General features: G+C 29.9%; 29 protein-coding genes and 4 tRNA genes. 19 read left to right on the top strand and 14 right to left on the bottom strand.

Annotated features, from left to right (window positions below):
- Together ACKTSU_RS09800 and ACKTSU_RS09795 are read right to left on the bottom strand one after the other, a co-directional pair.
- Entirely contained in the window at positions 1 to 216 is a 216-nt protein-coding gene (locus ACKTSU_RS09800; protein ID WP_408036231.1) for a hypothetical protein, read from the bottom strand.
- A 1-nt stretch (position 217) separates the two neighbouring features.
- Positions 218 to 2,413 (bottom strand): DEAD/DEAH box helicase family protein, encoded by a 2,196-nt coding sequence (locus ACKTSU_RS09795; protein ID WP_408036229.1) that lies wholly within the window; start codon positions 2,411 to 2,413, stop codon positions 218 to 220.
- Positions 2,414 to 2,762: 349 nt separating this feature from the next.
- Here ACKTSU_RS09795 and ACKTSU_RS09790 point away from each other — a divergent pair, with 349 nt between their 5' ends.
- The 3 genes from ACKTSU_RS09790 (at position 2,763) to ACKTSU_RS09780 (ending at position 4,878) form a co-directional block, all read left to right on the top strand.
- Positions 2,763 to 3,146, top strand: coding sequence for a hypothetical protein (locus ACKTSU_RS09790; RefSeq protein ID WP_408036228.1), 384 nt, complete (start codon positions 2,763 to 2,765; stop codon positions 3,144 to 3,146).
- Positions 3,147 to 3,221: 75 nt separating this feature from the next.
- The gene (locus tag ACKTSU_RS09785; RefSeq protein WP_408036227.1) at positions 3,222 to 3,656 is read left to right on the top strand and encodes a JAB domain-containing protein; all 435 of its coding nucleotides are present in this window, start codon (positions 3,222 to 3,224) and stop codon (positions 3,654 to 3,656) included.
- 247 nt (positions 3,657 to 3,903) lie between these two features.
- Positions 3,904 to 4,878: a hypothetical protein gene (locus ACKTSU_RS09780; protein ID WP_408036226.1), complete on the top strand. Its 975-nt coding sequence runs from the start codon at positions 3,904 to 3,906 to the stop codon at positions 4,876 to 4,878.
- Here ACKTSU_RS09780 and ACKTSU_RS09775 read toward each other — a convergent pair.
- Positions 4,853 to 5,092, bottom strand: coding sequence for a helix-turn-helix domain-containing protein (locus ACKTSU_RS09775; RefSeq protein ID WP_408036225.1), 240 nt, complete (start codon positions 5,090 to 5,092; stop codon positions 4,853 to 4,855). The genes ACKTSU_RS09780 and ACKTSU_RS09775 overlap by 26 nt on opposite strands.
- 83 nt (positions 5,093 to 5,175) lie before the next feature.
- On the opposite strand from ACKTSU_RS09775, the gene ACKTSU_RS09770 reads away from it, so the two are divergent.
- The 5 genes from ACKTSU_RS09770 to ACKTSU_RS09750 are packed head-to-tail and all read left to right on the top strand — an operon-like array spanning position 5,176 to position 6,944.
- Positions 5,176 to 5,592, top strand: a complete 417-nt coding sequence (locus ACKTSU_RS09770) for a hypothetical protein (RefSeq protein WP_408036224.1) — start codon at positions 5,176 to 5,178, stop codon at positions 5,590 to 5,592.
- Position 5,593: 1 nt separating this feature from the next.
- Positions 5,594 to 5,845, top strand: coding sequence for a hypothetical protein (locus tag ACKTSU_RS09765; protein ID WP_408036223.1), 252 nt, complete (start codon positions 5,594 to 5,596; stop codon positions 5,843 to 5,845).
- 6 nt (positions 5,846 to 5,851) lie between these two features.
- Positions 5,852 to 6,271: a hypothetical protein gene (locus ACKTSU_RS09760; protein ID WP_408036222.1), complete on the top strand. Its 420-nt coding sequence runs from the start codon at positions 5,852 to 5,854 to the stop codon at positions 6,269 to 6,271.
- Positions 6,271 to 6,495 (top strand): hypothetical protein, encoded by a 225-nt coding sequence (locus tag ACKTSU_RS09755; protein ID WP_408036221.1) that lies wholly within the window; start codon positions 6,271 to 6,273, stop codon positions 6,493 to 6,495. Before ACKTSU_RS09760 ends, ACKTSU_RS09755 begins: the two co-directional genes overlap by 1 nt.
- 38 nt (positions 6,496 to 6,533) lie before the next feature.
- Entirely contained in the window at positions 6,534 to 6,944 is a 411-nt protein-coding gene (locus tag ACKTSU_RS09750; protein WP_408036220.1) for a lipocalin family protein, read from the top strand.
- A gap of 281 nt (positions 6,945 to 7,225) precedes the next feature.
- On the opposite strand, the gene ACKTSU_RS09745 is transcribed toward ACKTSU_RS09750, so the two are convergent.
- Positions 7,226 to 7,582 (bottom strand): winged helix-turn-helix transcriptional regulator, encoded by a 357-nt coding sequence (locus ACKTSU_RS09745; protein ID WP_028890824.1) that lies wholly within the window; start codon positions 7,580 to 7,582, stop codon positions 7,226 to 7,228.
- Between the two features lie 111 nt (positions 7,583 to 7,693).
- On the opposite strand from ACKTSU_RS09745, the gene ACKTSU_RS09740 reads away from it, so the two are divergent.
- The 3 genes from ACKTSU_RS09740 to ygiD all read left to right on the top strand — a co-directional run bounded on the left by ACKTSU_RS09740 (position 7,694) and on the right by ygiD (position 9,765).
- Entirely contained in the window at positions 7,694 to 8,206 is a 513-nt protein-coding gene (locus ACKTSU_RS09740) for an NAD(P)H-dependent oxidoreductase (protein WP_408036219.1), read from the top strand.
- A gap of 19 nt (positions 8,207 to 8,225) precedes the next feature.
- Positions 8,226 to 8,801 (top strand): YceI family protein, encoded by a 576-nt coding sequence (locus tag ACKTSU_RS09735; protein WP_408036218.1) that lies wholly within the window; start codon positions 8,226 to 8,228, stop codon positions 8,799 to 8,801.
- 133 nt (positions 8,802 to 8,934) lie between these two features.
- Positions 8,935 to 9,765 carry a 4,5-DOPA-extradiol-dioxygenase gene (ygiD, locus tag ACKTSU_RS09730; RefSeq protein WP_408036904.1) on the top strand — a complete coding sequence of 277 codons (831 nt, stop codon included), beginning with the start codon at positions 8,935 to 8,937 and terminating at the stop codon, positions 9,763 to 9,765.
- Positions 9,766 to 9,834: 69 nt separating this feature from the next.
- Here the strand turns inward: ygiD and ACKTSU_RS09725 are convergent, their stop codons facing one another.
- From ACKTSU_RS09725 to ACKTSU_RS09715, 3 genes are read right to left on the bottom strand one after another with little or no spacing between them, the layout of a single operon-like run.
- Complete coding sequence (locus tag ACKTSU_RS09725; RefSeq protein ID WP_408036217.1) at positions 9,835 to 10,263, bottom strand: DUF2147 domain-containing protein; 429 nt, start codon at positions 10,261 to 10,263, stop codon at positions 9,835 to 9,837.
- Positions 10,264 to 10,306: 43 nt separating this feature from the next.
- On the bottom strand, positions 10,307 to 10,834 hold the full coding sequence (locus tag ACKTSU_RS09720) for a KdsC family phosphatase (RefSeq protein ID WP_408036216.1): 528 nt from the start codon (positions 10,832 to 10,834) through the stop codon (positions 10,307 to 10,309).
- Complete coding sequence (locus ACKTSU_RS09715) at positions 10,818 to 11,570, bottom strand: Rossmann-like and DUF2520 domain-containing protein (protein ID WP_408036215.1); 753 nt, start codon at positions 11,568 to 11,570, stop codon at positions 10,818 to 10,820. Before ACKTSU_RS09715 ends, ACKTSU_RS09720 begins: the two co-directional genes overlap by 17 nt.
- Before the next feature lie 152 nt (positions 11,571 to 11,722).
- Here ACKTSU_RS09715 and ACKTSU_RS09710 point away from each other — a divergent pair, with 152 nt between their 5' ends.
- The 3 genes from ACKTSU_RS09710 (at position 11,723) to ACKTSU_RS09700 (ending at position 14,062) form a co-directional block, all read left to right on the top strand.
- A complete protein-coding gene (locus tag ACKTSU_RS09710; protein WP_408036214.1) occupies positions 11,723 to 13,132 on the top strand; it encodes an MATE family efflux transporter in 1,410 nt (469 codons plus the stop codon).
- A 76-nt stretch (positions 13,133 to 13,208) separates the two neighbouring features.
- Positions 13,209 to 13,931 carry a bacillithiol biosynthesis deacetylase BshB1 gene (gene bshB1 / locus ACKTSU_RS09705; protein ID WP_408036213.1) on the top strand — a complete coding sequence of 241 codons (723 nt, stop codon included), beginning with the start codon at positions 13,209 to 13,211 and terminating at the stop codon, positions 13,929 to 13,931.
- A 55-nt stretch (positions 13,932 to 13,986) separates the two neighbouring features.
- Positions 13,987 to 14,062: transfer RNA gene (locus ACKTSU_RS09700), tRNA-His, on the top strand.
- Between the two features lie 82 nt (positions 14,063 to 14,144).
- Here ACKTSU_RS09700 and ACKTSU_RS09695 read toward each other — a convergent pair.
- The gene (locus tag ACKTSU_RS09695) at positions 14,145 to 15,053 is read right to left on the bottom strand and encodes a lysophospholipid acyltransferase family protein (protein ID WP_408036212.1); all 909 of its coding nucleotides are present in this window, start codon (positions 15,051 to 15,053) and stop codon (positions 14,145 to 14,147) included.
- An 88-nt stretch (positions 15,054 to 15,141) separates the two neighbouring features.
- Here ACKTSU_RS09695 and ACKTSU_RS09690 point away from each other — a divergent pair, with 88 nt between their 5' ends.
- Positions 15,142 to 15,789 carry a rhomboid family intramembrane serine protease gene (locus ACKTSU_RS09690; protein ID WP_408036211.1) on the top strand — a complete coding sequence of 216 codons (648 nt, stop codon included), beginning with the start codon at positions 15,142 to 15,144 and terminating at the stop codon, positions 15,787 to 15,789.
- Between the two features lie 51 nt (positions 15,790 to 15,840).
- Here ACKTSU_RS09690 and ACKTSU_RS09685 read toward each other — a convergent pair.
- From ACKTSU_RS09685 to ACKTSU_RS09675, 3 genes are all read right to left on the bottom strand, one after another.
- Positions 15,841 to 15,913: transfer RNA gene (locus ACKTSU_RS09685), tRNA-Gly, on the bottom strand.
- Positions 15,914 to 15,961: 48 nt separating this feature from the next.
- Positions 15,962 to 16,034 (bottom strand) — tRNA-Gly (locus ACKTSU_RS09680).
- Positions 16,035 to 16,272: 238 nt separating this feature from the next.
- The gene (locus ACKTSU_RS09675; protein ID WP_408036210.1) at positions 16,273 to 16,719 is read right to left on the bottom strand and encodes a GNAT family N-acetyltransferase; all 447 of its coding nucleotides are present in this window, start codon (positions 16,717 to 16,719) and stop codon (positions 16,273 to 16,275) included.
- A gap of 29 nt (positions 16,720 to 16,748) precedes the next feature.
- On the opposite strand from ACKTSU_RS09675, the gene ACKTSU_RS09670 reads away from it, so the two are divergent.
- Together ACKTSU_RS09670 and ACKTSU_RS09665 are read left to right on the top strand one after the other, a co-directional pair.
- A complete protein-coding gene (locus ACKTSU_RS09670; protein ID WP_408036209.1) occupies positions 16,749 to 17,183 on the top strand; it encodes a GNAT family N-acetyltransferase in 435 nt (144 codons plus the stop codon).
- 40 nt (positions 17,184 to 17,223) lie between these two features.
- Positions 17,224 to 18,105: an MBL fold metallo-hydrolase gene (locus ACKTSU_RS09665; RefSeq protein ID WP_408036208.1), complete on the top strand. Its 882-nt coding sequence runs from the start codon at positions 17,224 to 17,226 to the stop codon at positions 18,103 to 18,105.
- A 34-nt stretch (positions 18,106 to 18,139) separates the two neighbouring features.
- On the opposite strand, the gene ACKTSU_RS09660 is transcribed toward ACKTSU_RS09665, so the two are convergent.
- Positions 18,140 to 18,213, bottom strand: a tRNA-Met gene (locus ACKTSU_RS09660).
- Between the two features lie 104 nt (positions 18,214 to 18,317).
- Between ACKTSU_RS09660 and ACKTSU_RS09655 the strand changes: the two genes are divergently transcribed.
- Complete coding sequence (locus ACKTSU_RS09655; protein WP_274634585.1) at positions 18,318 to 18,701, top strand: START-like domain-containing protein; 384 nt, start codon at positions 18,318 to 18,320, stop codon at positions 18,699 to 18,701.
- A 106-nt stretch (positions 18,702 to 18,807) separates the two neighbouring features.
- The gene (locus ACKTSU_RS09650; protein ID WP_408036207.1) at positions 18,808 to 19,638 is read left to right on the top strand and encodes an aminotransferase class IV; all 831 of its coding nucleotides are present in this window, start codon (positions 18,808 to 18,810) and stop codon (positions 19,636 to 19,638) included.
- Here ACKTSU_RS09650 and ACKTSU_RS09645 read toward each other — a convergent pair.
- Together ACKTSU_RS09645 and ACKTSU_RS09640 are read right to left on the bottom strand one after the other, a co-directional pair.
- Positions 19,635 to 20,192: a YqgE/AlgH family protein gene (locus ACKTSU_RS09645; protein WP_408036206.1), complete on the bottom strand. Its 558-nt coding sequence runs from the start codon at positions 20,190 to 20,192 to the stop codon at positions 19,635 to 19,637. The genes ACKTSU_RS09650 and ACKTSU_RS09645 overlap by 4 nt on opposite strands.
- A 95-nt stretch (positions 20,193 to 20,287) precedes the next feature.
- Entirely contained in the window at positions 20,288 to 21,037 is a 750-nt protein-coding gene (locus tag ACKTSU_RS09640) for a LytR/AlgR family response regulator transcription factor (RefSeq protein ID WP_408036205.1), read from the bottom strand.
- Between the last annotated feature and the right edge of the window lie 9 nt (positions 21,038 to 21,046).

Raw genomic sequence — 21,046 nt, 5'->3', positions numbered from 1 at the left:
CTATCCTATGTTATGTACTTTTTTAATCTTTTTATAAATCATTGAGCTATTTAAATGATTGTCATTTTCATTAATAATAACAGATAGTACTTCAATAACTTTCTTATTATAAGGAGCACTTGTTGTTAATTCTTTAAGGTCTTTTTCCTTGATATCATATTTTTCCATCAAGTCAGGGTCTGATAGAATTTCTTTTAGTATGTCATTTCTTTTCATATTATAAATCGTTAATTATGGTATCTAAATCTAGATTATATTTTTTACAAACACTTAATAATGTATCTTTTGAATCATAAAAATTCATTGATAAGCTTGAAAAATAAGCAACTCTATTCAACTCATTGCGAACAAGACTCTTTTCTATATTAAAAAAATCATCTGAATAAGATTCTAATTTAGGTATAACTACCATATCATAAATAGTTGAATAAGCTTTGTCTTTGTGTTTTCTTAAAAGTCTACCTCTTCTTTGTATAAATTGTCTTGGGTTACCAGTGCTACTAGCAAATATGCCTACTTCTGCTCTTGGTACATCAACTCCTTCATCTAGCATTTTCATTGCAAAAAGTATTTCAATCTTTCCTTCTTCAAAACCTTTTAAGATATCATTTAGGTCTTGGTCTTCAGAGGTGTAGGAGTTCATTTTTGTTTCAGGGAAATCTTTATGTACTCTTTTTAAATATTCATTTAATATTTTAGTTGATTCACCTTCTTCATTATTTGTATATCCTTCTGGAATGTAGGCAAAGACATATTTGTCTTTATTAGTTTTCTTAAGTTCTTGAACAACTGTACTAAATAAATCTATTTTGTTATGAGCTTTGTGAATTATGTTTTTTCTTCTTAACAAAAGAATTTCAACCATTGGATCATCCCTAAAGACACCATTTTTAAAGTCAAAATATTTTAAGAGGCGTTTTGAAATTAAAGAATATTCTTCAAACTCTTCTTCTGTTAACTCAACAATTAAAGGGTAGTATTTATATCCAGTAAGAAAGCCAAATTCCATTGCTTTTTCCATACTGAAATTATAGGTGTAAGGAGGACTATCATTGAAAAAGTTATCTATTGCTAAAGTTCCTTCTGGGTCATAAATTCTTTTTGGTGTAGCTGATAAACCAATTTTTCTGCTAACATTAAGATTAGACAATTTACTCTTTATATTGTTAGCTCCCATATTATGAGCTTCATCAGCTATAAGTAGAAATTCGGATTGAATTTTTTTATATAAATTTTGGAATCTATCTAGTGTGAAACTACCATAAGTAGAGATTATTACTAGGTCTTCTTTTAGCCCCCAAGAATAATTACTACAATAGTTTGCAAAATCTCTTTCCCAATTGTTTCCTCCTCCAACTTTTAAGATGTTTCTAAAATTAAAGGATTTTACTTCCTCTTCCCATTGATTTAAAAGAGCTATTGAAGGAACAAGTATTATAGCTCTATAATTTCCTTCATTAGTGTATATGTTCAATAAACAGTTTAGTGAGGTTATGGTTTTTCCAGTACCTGTTGCCATTGCAAAAACACCAGAATAACTGTTTTCTTTCCAAGCTATATAAGCATCTTTTTGATAATCTCTTGGACCTTGTGGAAAAGGGAATTTAGGAGTTCTTTCTATTTTATCTATTAAGGCTTCAAACCTCTCTTTTTTAAGTTTTTTTATTTTAATTACTTTATTACTGTATAAATCTAAACCTAGCTGTAAAGAATCATCTAGTAAATCTTGTAAGTTCTTATTCTGTCCTAATTGATTTACTACTCTAATAATTTCACTCTTGTCTATATGCTCATAGTTAGGGTGTTTATTTTCATAGATTTTTTGGAAGTTATTTTTTTCCTCTTCAATTCTAATTTTACTTACATCACTAACCCAAGGTGCATCTACCTGTAAACTTTCAGAATTTTTGATTAAAGCAGATAAAGTAAAATTAATACTGCCATCTGTTGATATATAATCATTACCATCAAATAAAATAATCTTTTTACAATGTGCAAGATCAAATTTGTTAAACTTTACAGGTATTAGTTCGAGTCTCTTATTATTGAGTAAGTATTTTAAACAATCAAAAAAATGTTGCCCCTCCTGACTTAAATTTTTCTCAAGTTCTACTATATCTTCAAAAATATTGATGATTTTATCTTCATTATTAATTTTTGTGTTGTTTAGTAGATGATTATAGTCAGAATTACTATAAAAATGATTAGTAACTAATCTCATTTTTCCTCCATTATAGATGAATTCAGCAAAGCTTTTAGATAAAACCTTTATTGCATTTGAGCTGAAATAACCTAATAACAAGTCTATGGTTTTACTAATAGGAAAAGTGTCTTCATAAAACTCTAAAGGAATATTGTCTGAATCTGAACTATATTTATATGTATTAGGGAATTTTAAATCTTTGAATTTCATTTTCTTTAGCGCAAACAGTAAATTTATTTATTTTTTTTGGAGGGAGCAAATGAAATTTTTTTTTAAGTTCAAATGACTAATGATTTAACTTGAGTAGCATATCTTTAAATGTTAACCCTCAATATAAAAAAAATAAAAATTTTATAAAAAAAATTGAGAGTACTTTTCTAAATGTATGAATCTCTTCTTCCTAAGTACCCCCACTTATTCTTGATTTTAAAACACCCCGCGTGTTTCTCAGTAGAAAATATTTTTTGAACCCTATATATAAAAGCAAGGTGATAGCTGTTTTTAAAGTAACTTATATTTTCTAGAATCAACTTATTTATCAACTCAAAAAAATAAAATTATGGTACAAATTGTAGGCTACAGAGAGTGTAGCAAAGAAGATGGTTCTAAATTCTATTTATTGGAACTACAAGGAGGTATAGAAATGGTAGTAAGCAAAACTACAGGTCAATTCTACGCTACAGCAAAAAAAGCAATGATAACTTCTACTTTTGATGAGGTTACTTGTAAAGCTTTAATAGGAACTCAAATGAAAGGAAGCATTGTTAAACAAGAGGTTGCTCCTTATGAGTATGTTATTAAAGAAACAGGAGAAGAAATAATTTTAACTCACAAATGGGTTTACACTCCTGATGAAGCTCCTAATGTTAATAAGCTTTTTAAAGCAGACCATAACGTATTTTCACAAAATGGCATTAATAAATTAGAAGAAGAATTAGTTTAACTTAATCTGTCCAAACTTTGTATTTACTATAATAGCTAATTACGAATTCTGGACAGATTTATAATTTATATTTAGATGGAAGTTACTGAAATAAAAGTTTCTTATTCTACTAGAAAAGGAATCAAGTTTAAAGTTAATAATAGTTCTGATGCATATAACCTAGTTCTTGAGAAATGGAATAAAGACTTGATTGAACTACAAGAAGAAATGAAAGTGATTTTATTGAATAGAGCTAATATTGTACTTGGAATATTTGAATTATCTAAAGGAGGTACAAATAGTACTGTAGTAGATGTTAAATTAATTCTAAGCGTAGCTTTAAAATGTAATGCGCACAGTATTATTATGTGTCACAATCACCCTAGTGGTAATTTAAAAGCAAGTAAGGCTGATATTGAAATTACTAATAAAGTTAAAAAAGCATGCAGTTATTTTGATATAATACTACTAGATCATTTAATAATTACTAAAGAAGAGTATTCTAGTTTTATTGAAGAAGGATTATTATAAATAATACTATATTATGTTAGTAAAAATGTAAGCATGGGAGCCAGTATAATTATTCATAATTATAGATGTAATTGTATTTTAAAAATAGGGTAGATAATTAATAATAGCTTTTTTTGTTAGAATCTCTTTATCATTTTTTAATAATGCTAACTACTAAACCTTTGTAAACTTAAAAGTGGGGTTTACGAATAGTTATGTATATAATAGCTAAAATTTAATTACTATTTTAGTAATTAAAATAGCTTAGATGAAAGTTTTTATAACTGATAGAACATTTAATAATTTAGTAAAGAAAATAGATATTGATGATTTGTCTGACTACATATCATTAAGTGAGTTTAGAAATAAAATTTTTGATGATGCGGGGTTGTATTCTTTATTTAATCAGCTTGATTTAAAAAGACTGTTAGTTTACAAAGAAATACTTATTAATGATGGAAAGTTTCAAGGTTATAATTTCTTAGAACCTGAAGAAGATTCAAAGCAATTTGTTTATAGTAGAGGAGGGACTTTTAAATATCATTTGTCTTTTAAATGTGAAGCTCTAAACAGAAGTTATATAGATGTTTTTATCCCTGAAGAGGTCAAGGAAAATGAATTAGAAGATGATTTTAGAGATTGGTTTGTAGAATTAGATAAAGAAAATAAATATATAAACAGGATTAGAGGAAATAGTGTAAATAAAGAAAAAATACACAAGGAGATATTAAGAGAGTATATTAGATCCTTTGCTAAGGATAATGGATTAAAAGGGAATAAGTTTAATGATAAATTCCAGTTCATTATTGAAGGTAAAGTTTCATATATAGAAAATGATTATTCTTTTGATTTGGAGGTCTTTCATGAGAAAATTAATCATTATCAAAGATTAAAAGAATGTTTACCAATTGGACCTGTTATAAATTATCTGTACAAACATGATTATTTGAATAATAGGAAAGTTGATAAATTAAAAGAAGAAGTAATTAGACTACTTGAAAAAAATAATATTGAGTTTGGGAAAGATTTTTTTAAAAACTGTCCTATTGAGTATGTAAAAGAAATCTTAGTAAAGCATTATAAATACAAACAAGAAGTTATTAAACTATTGAAAGCTTTTTTCAGATGGACTTATAGTTTCGATAAAATTGATTTTAAAATAGTTGATTTAGAAAAGTTAGGATTAAAATGCTGTGGTATATGCGCTAAAAATCAATCTAACTTCTTACAATTTCTTCCATAGACACTTCTAAAGCTTCACTAATTCTATATAAGGTGAAAAGTGTAGGGTTTGTTCTACCAGATTCAATTCTAGAAATGTTAGTAGTATCAAACCTACCAAGCATCTTACTAGCCAAATCTACTTGTGACAAACCTTTTTCTTCTCTAATATTCTGAATGTTAATACCTATTTTTTTCTGAATTGAAATTTGTAGCTGTTTTAAATCTTGATTCATTATAACTTGTCTTATTTGACAAGTCAAGAAAAGGGTTATATTTGTTTAGGTTAATGTCATATATGACATCAAAAGTAATTATTATGAAAATCACACTATTTATTATTTCATTGATTTTATTACATCATCCTTTTGGTTTATTTAAAGATACCTTGAGGAGATATAATAGAATGAAAATGTATGGAAAAGAAGAAAACTATGAAGTTAAAAATGGAATTTTACCTTACAGTAATAGTAATCCAATTTTTAATTTCGAGGGTTTTTACTTATCTCTTATAGGTGCTTTTATTATAGCGTTATATCCAGCATTTAAAATTTTTAATTTTTCATGGTTTTTTATTGTGTTAATTAATTTTGTAATACCAATTATAATTTCACCAACACTAGCCTTTTTAACAACTCCAGCTTTATCAATAAAAAATAGAAATCAATTAGGTAAGGAATCATACTTATATATTGTTGTTGGTGTATTTTTAAGTATTGTAGCTAGTTTTTTATAAAATGAAAGAAGACCCAAAGAAAAAAGAAAGTAGAGGATGTCTAGGTGGTGCTCTAATATTCTTTTGCTTGACTGCATTCTATCCATTATTAACTTTAATATTTGGAGGAGACCCAAGAAGCTTAGAGGGGGTTGATTATGATACAGGGGAAACTTATAGTGTTTTATCTAACCTTAGATTAGCTTTTATAGTATTAATAATAGCATTAATTTATTATGTCTGGGCACATTTCATAAAAAATGACAAAGAGTAAAAAGCTATGTTAGAAGATTATATCTCTTATAAATTAAAAAGTTATCTAGAAGAAATTAATATTGATTTAATTCATTTAACAACTGATTCAAATAATGTTGAATACTATAAAAGTAATAGGTGTAATGAATTACACTTACCTAATAACATAATAGTAGTTGAAACTTATTTAAGCTTTTATGAAAATGAACTATTAGCCATAACATATAACACAAGCCAATACAATCTTAACTACTTAATTGAATTTATAAATTCATTTGCTAGTAGTGAAGATGAGCTTTTATTTGAAGATGTGTTAGGAGGTAACTCAGATTTGTTCTGCATTCAAAAGGATATAGCTGTCCATCTAGACAACAAAACAGACTGCACTATAGATTTCAAAATAGCTGTCCCAATAAATCAAAGAAAAAATAAAGTTTTTGTGTAATGACTAATAAACTACCATTTAAAATTGGGATGGAGTATGAAAATTGGGAGTTTGATTTAGAACTAGTAGATACAAAGAAGAGTTATGAAATTTACAACTATACAAAAGGTAATATTAAAGTATTTAATGATGAACTAATTGATTATATCCACTTATACTTTGAACTAGATATTTTATTCAAAATTAAAATCAAAACCCAATACAATATATTTACTCTATTATGATAGTAAATTTTAAAAAGTAACAATCAAAAATTAGTTATATGAAAAAAGCAATTTTATTTTTAATGACCACCTTAATTCTATCCTCATGTGGGGGAAGTGATGATAATTTACAATCAGGAATTATTGGGAAATGGAATAAGATAAAAGAAACTAAAGAATACTCCAATGGAAGTATTGAAGAAGTAAACTTGTCAACTTGTGAATTAAAAGAAACTTTAGAATTAAAATCTAATGGACAAGTTATACTTACTAAGTACTCTGGAACAAATTGTGTAGATGCTAGAACATCTGAGGGAGCTTACTTTTACAATGAATCAAATAATGAATTAACCCTACCAGGAAATAACAAACAAATAGTTGAGGTTAATGGAAATGATATGAATTTTAAATTCACTGTAACTGGTATTGAAAATTATATTAAGACAGTTTATTTTAAACGTATAAATTAAGGTTAAAAAGGGATAAGAGGGGTAGATTAAGGAGGAGGTAAATTTTATAACTTCTAGAAGTATTATAAGTACTAGAGGTATACTCACAGGTTCGAATCCTGTCGCGATCACTTAAAGCCTTGCTAGAAATAGTAAGGCTTTTTTGTTTTTGTAGGTTCCATAATAGTTGTGACTAGTTTTAGCTATTTAGGATTTATATTTACTTTTTTAAAACAACCTCAAAATTAATTGAAACTGTTTTAAAGTTATTAGGTGTACTAAATTGTTCTTTCCTTTTTTACTTATTTCAATGTCATTTCTCGATGTTCAATTCCCCAAGTAACCATTACGTCTAAAGCAGTATGTAGTCTCATTCCAGATTCTGTTAATTCATATTCAACAGTAACAGGAGTCGTGTCATAAATGGTACGTTTGATAATTCCGTTAGCTTCTAAATCTTTTAATTCTTTTGATAACATTCTTGGAGAAATTTTTCCAATATTACGTTGTAGCTCTTTAAAACGCATTTTCCTATATAAAAGACTTCCAATAATAGATAGTTTCCACTTTCCACTTATTACATTTAGAGTGTCTCTTAAAGCTAATACATATTGAACAGAACATCTTTTAAGTTCTTCTATTTTAGTACTTGTTTCCATTCTTATTTAGGTTGGTATACTTTTGTATACTGGTATACAAAAGTATAGTAGTTACTTTTGTATAGCAAATATACATATTTTTGTAGTGTTAAAACAAGTAAATATAAAATAATGAAACACTCAGTAATTGTAACACACCCAAATATTGAGGAGTCAAAAGTTAATAAGTCTTGGGTAAATGAGCTACAGCAACACGATGATAAAATAACTATTCATCAATTATATAATGAGTATCCAGACTTAAATATCGATGTAACAAAAGAGCAAGAATTACTATTAAGTCATGATAGTATTATTATTCAATTTCCGTTGCACTGGTTCAACACGCCTTTTTTATTAAAAAAATGGATGGATGAAGTTTTAACCTATGGTTGGGCTTTTGGTCCTGAAGGAGATAAGTTAAAAGGAAAAAAGTTTCGTCTATCTGTATCAACAGGAGGTACTGAAAAAACCTATGATAGTTTCGTATCTTTAGAAGACCTATTAAAATCAGTAACAGTTTCGTTTCAATTTTGTGGATTGGAAATGTTACCAACACATGTGTTTTATGGGGCAAATGACAATCTAGAATTCAAAGACATACAAATAAATTCAAAACAATACTCAGATTTAATTTTACAATAAATAATAAAAACCAGAAACAATGAAAAATTTAAAAAATCCATTAGTGTTTATGTTAATAGCATTAACAACATTATCATTCACAACCATTATTAAAGAAGTAAAAAAAGTAAATACGAAAGAAAGTAAAGTAGTATGGAAAGGGTATAAAGTAACTGGTTCTCATGAAGGAACAGTTAATTTACAATCGGGTACATTAAACTTTGAAGAAGATAAATTAGTAGGAGGAGAGTTTACTATAGATATGACTTCTATTGCAGTGACTGATTTATCAGGGGATTATCAAAAGAAGTTAGAAGGGCATTTAAAATCGGATGATTTTTTTGGAATAAATAACCACCCAACTTCAACTTTAGTATTTACTAAGGTAAAAGCAAAAGGAAAAAATTCATATGAAGTAACTGCTAATTTAACTATTAAAAATAAAACCAATCCTGTAACTTTTGAAATTTCAGTATATGGAAAAAAAGCAACAGCAGCGTTAAAAGTAGATAGAGCTAAATATGATGTAAAATACGGTTCTACAAGCTTTTTTGATGGTTTAAAAGATAAAGCAATTTACGATGAATTTGATTTAGTAGTTGATTTGGTTTTTTAAAACCAATTTAGATTGTATGCATATCCTAAATTAAGGTTTGGGATATGTTTTAATTATATAAATAAACAAGAATACCCTTATGAAACGATTAGCGTTTTTACAATTACTAGGGTTAGCATCAGTAAATTTGAGTATGGGGTCATTGAGTGGATTAAAAAAGTTATCAGATAGTTTACCGGTTTCTCAGACAATGCCAGTGTTGTTTTTGGGACATGGTAGTCCTATGAATGCTATTGAAGAAAACGAGTTTACTTTAGGTTTTAAAAATATTTCAAAAACACTACCTAAACCTAAGGCTATTATCTGTATTTCGGCACATTGGTTTACTAAAGGAACCAAAGTAACTGCGATGGAAATGCCTAAAACCATTCACGATTTTGGTGGTTTTCCTCAAGAGTTATTTGAACAGCAATATCCAGCAAAAGGAAATCCAGAATTGGCAAAAGAAACCAAACAATTGTTACATCCTAATTTTGTTGAGTTAGATGAGTATTGGGGGTTAGATCATGGTACTTGGACCGTATTAAAATATTTATTTCCAAAAGCTGATGTACCCGTAATTCAATTAAGTATTGATTACACCAAAGATGCTAATTATCATTTCGAATTGGCTAAACAGCTAGCTTCTTTAAGGCAAAAAGGAGTATTGATTATAGGAAGTGGAAATATTGTTCATAATTTACGATTGGTCGACTGGAAGAATTTTGATAAGGATAACTATGGATATGATTGGGCTATTGAAGCAAGAGCAACGGTTAATAAATATTTATTAGAAGGAAATTATCAACCTTTAATAGATTATACGAAACAATCAAAAGCTTTTCAGCTTGCAATTCCAACACCTGATCATTATTTGCCTTTGATTTATAGTTTAGGGTTGCAACAAAAAAATGAAGAGGTTCAGCTTTTTAATGATAAGTTATTAGCGGGGTCTTTAAGTATGACTTCTTTAAAAATAGGTTAGAAGTAAACGTTGTAATAATAAAAAAAGCTCTAGCAAATTTGCTAGAGCTTTTTTATAATGAGAATATTGTTATTGCTTTCTATGCCAGTAAGCTGTTCTACCAAAGGCAGAAAAACCAACATAACCTCTAATTTTAAGTTTGTTTTTTCCGTCTAGTTTTATGTAGCATTTGTATTCCTTACCATTTTTAGGATCCAAGATTTTTCCACCACTCCATTCGTCACCATCTTTAGATAATCCTGTTAAAATATTCATTCCTAAAATAGGATTGTTTTTTCTGTTGCCGCTACATTTATCGCAAACAGCTTTTTGACGGTTTTTATCTGTTATTTCAACAATTTTAGCGTAAGCTTTTCCGTCTTTTTCATATACTTCAATAACAGAGTCTACTTTGTTAGTTTCTTCGTCACGGTTTTCCCATTTACCAAAAATAGTTTGTGCGTTTACAGAAAAACTAAGGGTAGTAAGTACTAAAGTAAAAAGTAATTTTTTTATCATTGTTATCAATTTTAGTAAAATGTTATTTCAAAAAATATTCCAATTAATCGTATTGAGCGTCAAAGTTGCTATCCCATTTTCCTTGTACGCGTAAAACTTGTTCAATAATGTCGCGAGCACAACCATTACCTCCTGTTTTATCAGAAATGTATTTAGAAATTTGTTGAATTTCACGAGCAGCATCATTTGGGCAAGCTGGCATTCCTACAAGTTTCATTACAGGGTAGTCTGGTATATCATCACCCATATACATCACATTTTCTGGATTTAACTTGTACTTTTCAATTAATTCGTTGAATTGTTGGATTTTATTATGAGCACCTAAGTAAATATCGGTTATACCTAAATCTTCTAAGCGAGTACGTACACCTTCGTTTTTACCTCCAGAAATAATGCATACTCTAAAACCAGCTTTTACGGCAGCTTTTAAAGCATATCCGTCTTTGATGTTCATTTGGCGAACTAACTGTCCATCAGGAAAAACAGTAACAATTCCGTTTGTTAAAACACCATCTACATCAAAAATTAATGTATCTATTTGAGGTAAGTATTCTTTATAGCTTTTTTCCATTCTGTTGGATTGATTTTGTAATAAGTTTATAAATTTCTTGTTGTTCGGTATTCAATAACGCTAAATGGTTTTGAATGGTTTTTTGGTCATTTCTCTTTGCAGGACCAGTTTGTGCTGCTTCAGGATTTAGTTTCGTAATCTTTTCGGCAGTTTCTTGTATTAAAGGATATAAGATTTCAAACGGAACTTGATATTCATTGCAAATATCTGCTCCAATTTTATACATATGGTTGGTAAAGTTGTTCACAAAAACAGCAGCAACATGCAATCTTTTTCGTTGCTCTGAATTGATATGATATATTTTTTTTCCAATAGTTTTAGCTAAAGTTTCTAAAAGTAGCGAGTCTTGCTCATTTTCAGCTTCTAAGCAAAATGGAATTTCATCAAAATTCACTTCTTTATCTTTAGAAAAACTCTGTAATAAGTAAAAAATACCTTTACGACCAGCATTTTGTAATGACTGCATAGCTACACTACCAGAAGTATGTACAACTAAGCTATTTTTAATTTTACTTGAAACATGAGAAATAGCATCATCAGAAACAGCTATGATATACACGTCAGCTTCTTTTAATAACTCTATGCTATTTGTTATAGAAGTTACATCTTTTAAATGCTCTATTTGTTTTATATTTCGAGCATAAACTTGTACCAATAACACATCATTAGCTTTACTAAAAGCATTGGCTAAATGTGTAGCTACATTACCACCTCCTATAATGACAACTTTAATCATAGTACGAAGATATTGAATTTAATTAAAAATATTTTCGCATATTTGTTTCATTATGATTGTATGAGTCGCATAAATAGCACGGTTGATTGAGCAACAAATAGTTACCTCTTAAGAATTTCTTAAGAGATATTTCTTATTTTAAAAATTTAACAATGACTGAAAACAATCAAACTTCAAAACAAACTATATTTTCTCTTTTTAAAGATGCCATTTTAGGTAGACAACAAGATTTTACGCAAGGAAGCATTCGTAAAGCAGTTTTTTTATTAGCAATTCCCATGATTTTAGAAATGCTAATGGAGTCTATTTTTGCTTTGGTAGATATTATTTACGTTTCTAGAGTTAGCGTAAATGCTGTAGCTACTGTAGGATTAACAGAATCGGTACTAACCTTGGTGTATGCAGTAGCTATTGGTTTAAGTATGGCAGCAACAGCTTTAGTTGCTCGAAGAACAGGAGAAAAAGATAATGAAGGAGCAAATCAAACAGCTGTACAAGTAATTTTTTTAGGAATCTTTATTTCAATTCTGATTAGTATTGTGGGGATTTTGTACCCCAAAGAAATCCTCGAATTAATGGGGGGCGAACCTGATTTAATAGAAGAAGGATACAGATATACTCAAGTACTTTTAGGAGGAAACATAACGGTAATGTTACTCTTTTTAATCAATGCAATTTTTAGAGGAGCAGGAAATGCATCTATAGCCATGTGGACTTTGATTTTATCTAATGGATTAAATATTATTTTAGATCCTATTTTTATTTTCGGATTAGGACCAATACCAGCTTATGGAGTAGAAGGGGCAGCCATAGCAACAACTATTGGTAGGGGCACTGCAGTAATAGCACAGTTATTAGTACTTTTTTTTGGAGCAGGTAAAATAAAATTAGCAGTAAAAGACTTAGTAATACGAGTTGCTGTAATGGTAAACTTAATAAAAGTATCATTAGGAGGAATAGGGCAGTTTATTATAGGAACTTCTAGTTGGGTATTTTTGATGCGAATTATGTCAGAGTTTGGTAGTGAAGTACTAGCAGGTTACACAATCGCTATTAGAATAATGATGTTTACACTTATGCCTGCTTGGGGAATGAGTAATGCAGCGGCTACTTTAGTTGGTCAAAATTTGGGAGCAAAACAACCCGAAAGAGCAGAAAAATCAGTTTGGATAACCAGTAAATACTGTGCATATTTTATGGGGTCTGTATCATTGGTTTATATATTCTTTGCACCAACTTTTCTAGGATGGTTCTCAGAGAATACCTTGGTGGTAGAAAATGGAGCTTTATGTTTACAAATTATCGCAGCAGGATATATTGCGTATGCATATGGTATGGTGGTAATTCAATCGTTTAATGGTTCGGGAGATACGAAAACACCAACCTATGTTAACTTTGTATGTTTTTGGTTATTTCAATTACCGTTTGCGTATATAATGGCAATTACTTTAAATTTTGGTCCTGTAGGAGTGTTTACAGCTATAACATTAGCAGAAGTTTTAATTGCTATTGTGGGCGTTTGGCTCTTTAAAAAAGGAAAATGGAAAACAGTTCAAGTGTAAACTTCATTTAGTAAATTAGCTGTAATTATTTTTAAGGAAATAATTATTGAATGATTTGTAGAAAACAATAAAATAAATGAAACTAGATATATTAGCTTTTGGCGCGCATCCTGATGATGTAGAATTAGGATGTGCAGCTACTATAGCCAAAGAAATTTCGTTAGGAAAAAAAGTAGGAATAGTCGATTTAACTCGAGGAGAATTAGGAACAAGAGGTTCCGCTGAATTACGTGATAAAGAAGCTGCGAATGCTGCTGAAATCCTTGGAGTTTCAGTACGTGAAAACCTAGGTTTTGCTGATGGTTTTTTCAAAAATGATAAAGAGCATCAATTAGAAATCATTAAGATGATACGAAAGTATCAACCGGAAATAGTATTATGTAATGCTATTGATGACCGTCATATTGATCATCCAAAAGGAAGTCAGTTAGTATCGGATGCTTGTTTTTTAAGCGGATTATTAAAGATAGAAACAGTATTGGACGGAGAGCAGCAGCAGCAAGAAAAATGGCGTCCAAAACAAGTGTACCATTATATTCAATGGAAAAATATAGAACCAGACTTTGTAATTGACGTAACTGGTTTTATGGATAAGAAAATAGCTTCTGTTATGGCGTACTCATCACAGTTTTATGATCCGAAAAGTCATGAGCCAGAAACACCAATAACAAGTAAAAATTTTACAGATAGTATAGAGTATAGAGCAAGAGACTTTGGGAGGTTAATAGGGGTTGATTATGCAGAGGGCTTTACATCAGAACGTTACGTGGCAATAGAAAGTTTTAGTAAATTAATTTAAAAAAAAGTTTTGCCACAATGTAAAAAGCTTGTATATTTGCACCCGCAAGTTACATGGTGATTGTAGCTCAGCTGGTTAGAGCGCCGGATTGTGGTTCCGGAGGTCGCCGGTTCGAACCCGGTCTTTCACCCAAAACCTTCTCAATTTGAGAAGGTTTTTTTGTGTTTTAAATTTACTTTTTAAAATTAGTATTGAATAAAAAAGCTTCTCAGTTTATTGAGAAGCTTTTTTGTTTTTTAGCCATTCTTTGTATTTGTCTTTATGCTTAAAACGTTTATGTGTCCATAAATAAAACTCTGGTTGAGTTTTAATATGGGCTTCAGTAATTTTTAAGTACTTATCAGTAATTTCAAAGTTTTCAAACTCTTTTGGAGTTTCAGTTATGGTTTGTAAGTTGGCTTCATAATAGCCTCTTTTGATTTTGGTTACATTCATGTTAACGATAGCGAAATTGTATTTTTTTGCTAAAATTTCCATTCCGGTATGAACAGGTACCCAGTTATTTAGAAATGTAGCCCAATATTTTGTTTTTTGTACCTGAGGTGATTGGTCGCTTAATAAAATATATAAGCTTTGTATGTTGTTTATTACTCGTTCTTCCAGTTTTTTGTTGAATAGGTAAGTAGGGACTCCGTCGTATCCAAATTTAGTTCTTGAAGATTTAATAGCTTTTTCAAAGTAAGGGTTTTGGATTTTAGTGTAAGCACCGTAACAACTAATGTTGGTTTTTAAAGGAAGTCCGAAAGAGAGCTCCCAATTTGATTGATGAGCTCCTGTTAAAATAATACTCCTTCCTTTAGAAGCTAAATCATTTATAATGTCAATGTTTTTGTAAATATATCTTTTTTCAATTTCTTTTTTACTAATGGTGAATGATTTAATACTTTCAAAAATTAAGTCGACAAAGTGTTTGTAAAATTTCCTTGCTATTTTTTTTATTTCATCGTCGCTTTTATCAGGAAAAGCCATTTTAATGTTTTGAAGAACTACTTTTTTACGGTAACCAATAAGATTGAAAATAAGGATACGAAAAATATCAGAGATTATGTATAGTACTCTCATGGGGAGTATTGAAAGTACCCATATCAAAGGATATACAAGAATAAATATAAAAAATTTCATTAAGTCATGTTTTTGGCAAATATCGCATTAAATTATCAATCTTTACTTTGTAAACTTTTGTTTATGTTTGTGAGTATATATTAGAGATATGAGTCAAATTATTATAGGATTAATTATAGCAAATGTGTTGATGTCGATTAAAGGATTTAGTGATCCTGTTTTTTTTGATCGATACAAGTTTCAGGTGCAAAGAGTGTTGGGAGGGGAGAAGATAAGAATGATATCGTCAGGTTTTCTGCATGTAGATTGGTTGCACTTAGGGTTTAATATGTATGCTTTGTATCTGTTCGGGAAAGTAGTGGACTCTAGTTTCGGAACGCTTAATTTTGTATTGATTTACTTTGCTAGTTTGTTAGCGGGAAGTATGTATTCGTTGTATCAACATAAAACAGAGCCGTATTATAGTGCTGTAGGTGCTTCTGGGGCGGTTTCAGGAGTTATCTTTTCTTCAATAATGCTGTATCCAAGTATGGAGCTTATTATGTTGCCAATTCCGATTCCAATTCCAGGGTACGTGTTTGGTATTGGGTATTTATTGTATTCTATTTATGGAATGAAGAATCAAGTAGGTAATATTGGTCATTCGGCGCATTTAGGAGGTGCTATAGGTGGATATTTAATTACTTTGGTGTTACGACCAAGTGTTATAGCGAATCACACGATAATGGTAGGAATAATGGCGTTAATTATAGTTGGATTGTTCTTCTTTGGAGATAAATTAAAGCTTAATAGATAGCGTAAAATATAAAGAATAAAAAAACCGAAACATTTGTTTCGGTTTTTTTTGAGCGGGAGACCGGGTTCGAACCGGCGACATTCAGCTTGGAAGGCTGACGCTCTACCAACTGAGCTACTCCCGCGGTAAAGCTTTTGCTTTTTTATGTAATTACTTACACTATGTAAATTTGAGCGGGAGACCGGGTTCGAACCGGCGACATTCAGCTTGGAAGGCTGACGCTCTACCAACTGAGCTACTCCCGCAGTAAAGCGGTTGCAAATATAATACAGTTTCTAGAATCTGCAAGGGTTTTTTAGAAAAAAATGAATAAAAAAACGAAGGTTTTTTCTAACTTTCATAAAATGAATATAATAGCTGGATTGGTTTTTTGAACTTTTTGTTTTGCTCTATACATGTTAGATTAAATCTCTTGAAAATAATAGAAATTGAGCATGAAAAAAGTGGAGAGAGTCCGCTTCTAATATTGTTTCTAAAAAAAAACTAATAAAAAGTCTTATCATCTCGTAAAACCTTAACAAAATGAAATCCATATATTTCAAAGCCTTCATTGTAGTAAAATTTATGAGATTTCCTATTACCTGTATAAGTGTTTAACTCAATAGCTTCATATCCTTTTTCCTTGGTGTAGTTATAGATCCAGTTAAAAAATTGTTTACCAATATTGTTTCCTCTGTAGGTTTCATCAATAACAACATGGTCTGGTTCTACACTTTTTCCTACATAATGTCTAACACTATACCAAAGACCAGAAATTCCGATAAGTTTATCTTGGTCAAAAGCACCTACACATTCATAGTTATAACAGTCAATCATTTCTAAAACTCTTGTTTTTAAAATATCATGAGGAGTGGTGGTGTTCAACTTTTGTAAAAGAGGAAGAATATCGAGGATATCTTTTTTGTCAATTGCTTTAAAATGTATATTCATTCTGTATTTTTGAGTTAAAAGAAATTAAGATGATAAAAATAAAAAATATATTGGCTCAAGAAACGTACGATATACGATTGTCGGTACTAAGAAATAATATCGATTTACCTTATAAGTTTGAAGGAGATGAAGAAGGAAGTACCTTTCATTTAGGAGCTTTTTATGAAAAAAAACTAGTAGGTATTGCTACGTTTATGAAAAGTAACCTAGAAGCTTTTGATGTGGAGCAATATCAGTTAAGAGGAATGGCAACTTTACCTGAAGTAAGAGGAATGGGAGCGGGGAAAAAGTTAATTAATAAAGCAATAGAAATATTAGAAGAAAGAAGGATAACTGTTTTATGGTGCAATGCAAGAAAAGAGGCTGTAGGATTTTATGAAAACTTAGGTTTTAAAATTACGGGAGAAGAATTTGAAGTTCCAAAAGTAGGAGCTCATTTTAAAATGTATTATCTTGTAAACTAGATTTTTATTTTAATAATAGCTTAGATAAATCCTTAAGAATATGAAAGCATTACAATTAGTACTAATAATCTTCTTTGTTAATTCATTTAACTTGTTGTCACAAGAAAAAGAAGTGAAAATAACTACAGAAAAGCTTACAGATCGTGTTTATGTTTTAAAGGGGCAAGGAGGAAATATAGGACTCTTTATTGGAAACAATGGTGTTTTTATGATTGATGATCAGTTTGCACCTTTAAGTAAGAAAATACAAGCTGCTATAAAAACGATAACGGATAAACCAGTAACTTATTTAATAAATACGCATTGGCATGGTGACCATACAGGGGGAAATGCCAATTTTCAAAAAGAGGGTGCTATCATTGTTTCTCATGAAAATGTGCGAAAACGCATGAGTGTAGATCAAGTTGTTAGAGGAGAGAAAAGGTCTGCATCGCCAAAAGAAGCATTGCCAGTTATTACTTTTTCAGAAGATATGCAGTTCTATATGGATGAAGAGCCTGTCCTGGTCACGCATATTCACAATGCACATACGGATGGAGATGTTTTAGTGTATTTTGTTAATAGCAATGTGTTGCATGTAAGTGATGCTTATTTTCAAGGGAAGTTTCCTTATATAGATATAGATTCAGGCGGAAGCATTGATGGTTATATAAAAGGAATAAAAACGATAATGAGAATTGCTGATGCTAGTACTAAAATAATTCCCGGACATGGAAATGTGACTACAAAAGAAGAATTAAAAGAGTATTTACAAATGTTGGAAGATTTAAAAACGCAAGTTTTAAAAGAAGTTGAAAAAGGAGCGAGTTTAAAAGAGGTAAAGAATAACACTAAAATAACTGAAAATTATAAAGGTTATAACGGTTGGATAACAGAAGATAAAATTAAAGAAGCAATCTATAAGAGTTTGAAAATGAAGTAAAAATAAAAACCCAAATCGAATGATTTGGGTTTTGTAGCGAAGACGGGATTTGAACCCGTGACCTCAGGGTTATGAATCCTGCGCTCTAACCAACTGAGCTACCTCGCCTGATTGCGGGTGCAAATATAATTACTTTTTGGATTACGGCAATAAAACATTAAATTTTTTTTTAAAAAATAATTATCTATATTGGCAATCAAACAAAAAAATAGATGAGCAAAGTAAAATTTGAGTTAGAGTTTCCTATACATGCTTCGCCAAGCATGTTATATCAATATTTTGCAACACCTGCTGGATTAGAAGAGTGGTTTGCAGATAAAGTAAATTCAAGAGGTAAAATCATTACTTTTTTTTGGGATGATTCTGAAGAAGAAGCTAAAATTTTAACCAAAAAAACGGATGAACGTATTAAGTTTAAGTGGACAGAAAGTGAAGATGATGACAGTTATTTTGAATTTAAAATACAAGTGGATCCATTAACAAAAGATGTAGCGGTTATTGTTACTGATTTTGCTGATGATGAAGATGATGTTGAAGAAGCAAAAATGCTTTGGGAAAATCAAATAGAAGCATTAAAACATAATATAGGAGCTTAATCTTGGTAAGATTCCTTTTTAAAAAGATTAACTCGGCAAATTGTCGAGTTTTTTTGTGGCTAATACTTCCCTAAATTGTAAGTTTGCATTTAAATTTTTTAAAGAAATGGTAAATTTTAACGGAGCTTTAATTGCAGAGAACGAAGTACAACTTTCAACCCAAAATAGAGCGTTTAAATACGGTGATGCTATTTTTGAAACCATTAAAGTAGTAAATGGGAAAGTAGTTTTTTTAGAAGATCATTATTTTAGGTTAATGGCTTCGATGCGTATGCTTCGTATGAAGATTCCAATGGAGTTTACTCTTGAATTTTTACAAGAAGAAATTACTAAAGTGGTAAAAGAATTATCAGAGGCTTCAATGTATAGAATTCGATTGACTGTTTTTAGAAAAGATGGAGGTTTGTATACACCTATAACGAACGAAATTGATTATATCATTGAAGGTAGTTCGTTAGGATATACTGATAAAGAAGTGTATAAAGTTGATGTTTTTAAAGACTTCTATAATTATTCAGGATTGTTATCTACAGTAAAAACAACGAATAGAATGCTAAATACATTAGCGGCTGTTTTTGCCGAAGAAAATGATTTAGATAATTGTATCTTATTGAATGAAAGAAAAGGAGTTGTAGAAGCGATTAATGGGAATCTTTTTATAGTTAAAGGAAACGTTGTGAAAACACCAGCTTTAACAGAGGGTTGTATTAAAGGAATTGTTAGAAAAAAAGTAATAGATATTATTGAAAAGCATCCTGACTATACAATTGAAGAAACGGCTATTTCTCCTTTCGAAATTCAAAAGGCAGACGAAGTTTTTATCACAAATGCAATCATAGGAATTCAATCGGTTACCAATTACCGAAAAAAAGAATTCTCTACAGAAATAACCAATAAAATAAAGAGCAGTTTACAATTAGCAATCGTAACAAGTTAGTTCATTTGTATATCGCTAGGAGCATTTGCCCAAATTTTATATTTACCACCACGTTGTAATAATTTGTCTTTCCAAAAATTTTGATCGTTGGTGGTTAAAATATTGTCGTAGTCATTTTCAGTAATAAACCAAGAATTCATTACAAGTTCTTCATCTAATTGATTACTACTCCATCCAGAGTACCCTAAAAAGAAACGAATGTCTGTAGCTTCGAGTTGTTTTTTATTAAGTAACTCTTTTAAAAGTTCAAAATTCCCCCCCCAATAAATTCCTTTAGCAACTTCAATGCTATTAGGAAGTAAATGAGGAACCTTGTGTATAAAGTATAGGTTGTCTTGCTCTACAGGTCCACCTTGATAAACGGTAAAATCACAGTCAATTTCAGGAACTAAATCACTAAGAACATGATCTAAGGGTCTATTTAAAATAAATCCTACCGAACTTTTTTTAGTATGCTCAGTAAGTAAAATAATAGTTCTCTTAAAAGAGCTATCATTTAATATTGCTGGATCTGCAATTAGTAACCTACCTTTTTCTGGTTTAAGTGCAACCATAATTTTTAATTTATAAGCACTAAGTTAAATAAATTTTTAATAAAAATTTAACATAAGTGTTAAAAATAGTAGGAAAATCAGGAAAAAAACGGTGGTTACATTTTTTCTAATACCTGTATAACTTCGTTCTTTTTTCTTACGGAAACAGGAATAGTTGTTTTATTTTTTAAAACTAAATATCCACCATCTGATTTGATGAATTCTTTAATAAACTGAATGTTAATAAGATGGCTTTGATGAACTCTTAAAAAATCAAATTCTTTTAACATGTCAGCAAAGTGTTTAAGCGTTTTACCAACCAGTATTTTTTGCCCATCATTCATGAAAAATTCGGTATAATTATTATCGGACTGACAACGAATAATATCGTCTAAATTTACCACCATAATCTTATCAGAGGTGTTTAAAGAGATTTTTTTAGGGCGTTGATTTGGTTTTGCGATGGATTGTTGCAGTACAGTTAACTGCTCTTTGTCGGGTTTAATTTGATCTTTAGCTTTGTTAATAGCATTTGTCAAATCTTCATTTGAATAGGGTTTTAATACATAATCAATCGCCGCAAATTTAAAGGCTTTAATAGCATACTCATCACTAGCAGTAACAAAAATAATTTTTGAAGAAAGGTTAGGGTGAATTTCAAGGACATCAAACCCAGTACCGTCACCTAGCATAATATCTAAAAACAGAATATCTGGTTGTTGTTTTCGTAATATTTTAGAGGCTTCTACTACGCTTTTAGCAGTGCCAATAACCTCAATTTCTGGATGAAATTGTGTCAAATCATTTTGCAGCATATCTAAAGCTGTTGGCATATCGTCTACTAAAATTGCAGTAAGTTTTTTCATAGTGTATTT

Source organism: Tenacibaculum aestuarii, assembly GCF_964510395.1.
Lineage (GTDB): Bacteria > Bacteroidota > Bacteroidia > Flavobacteriales > Flavobacteriaceae > Polaribacter > Polaribacter aestuarii.
Note: the sequence above shows the minus strand (reverse complement) of the source record. Positions and strands in the feature narration are given on the sequence as shown.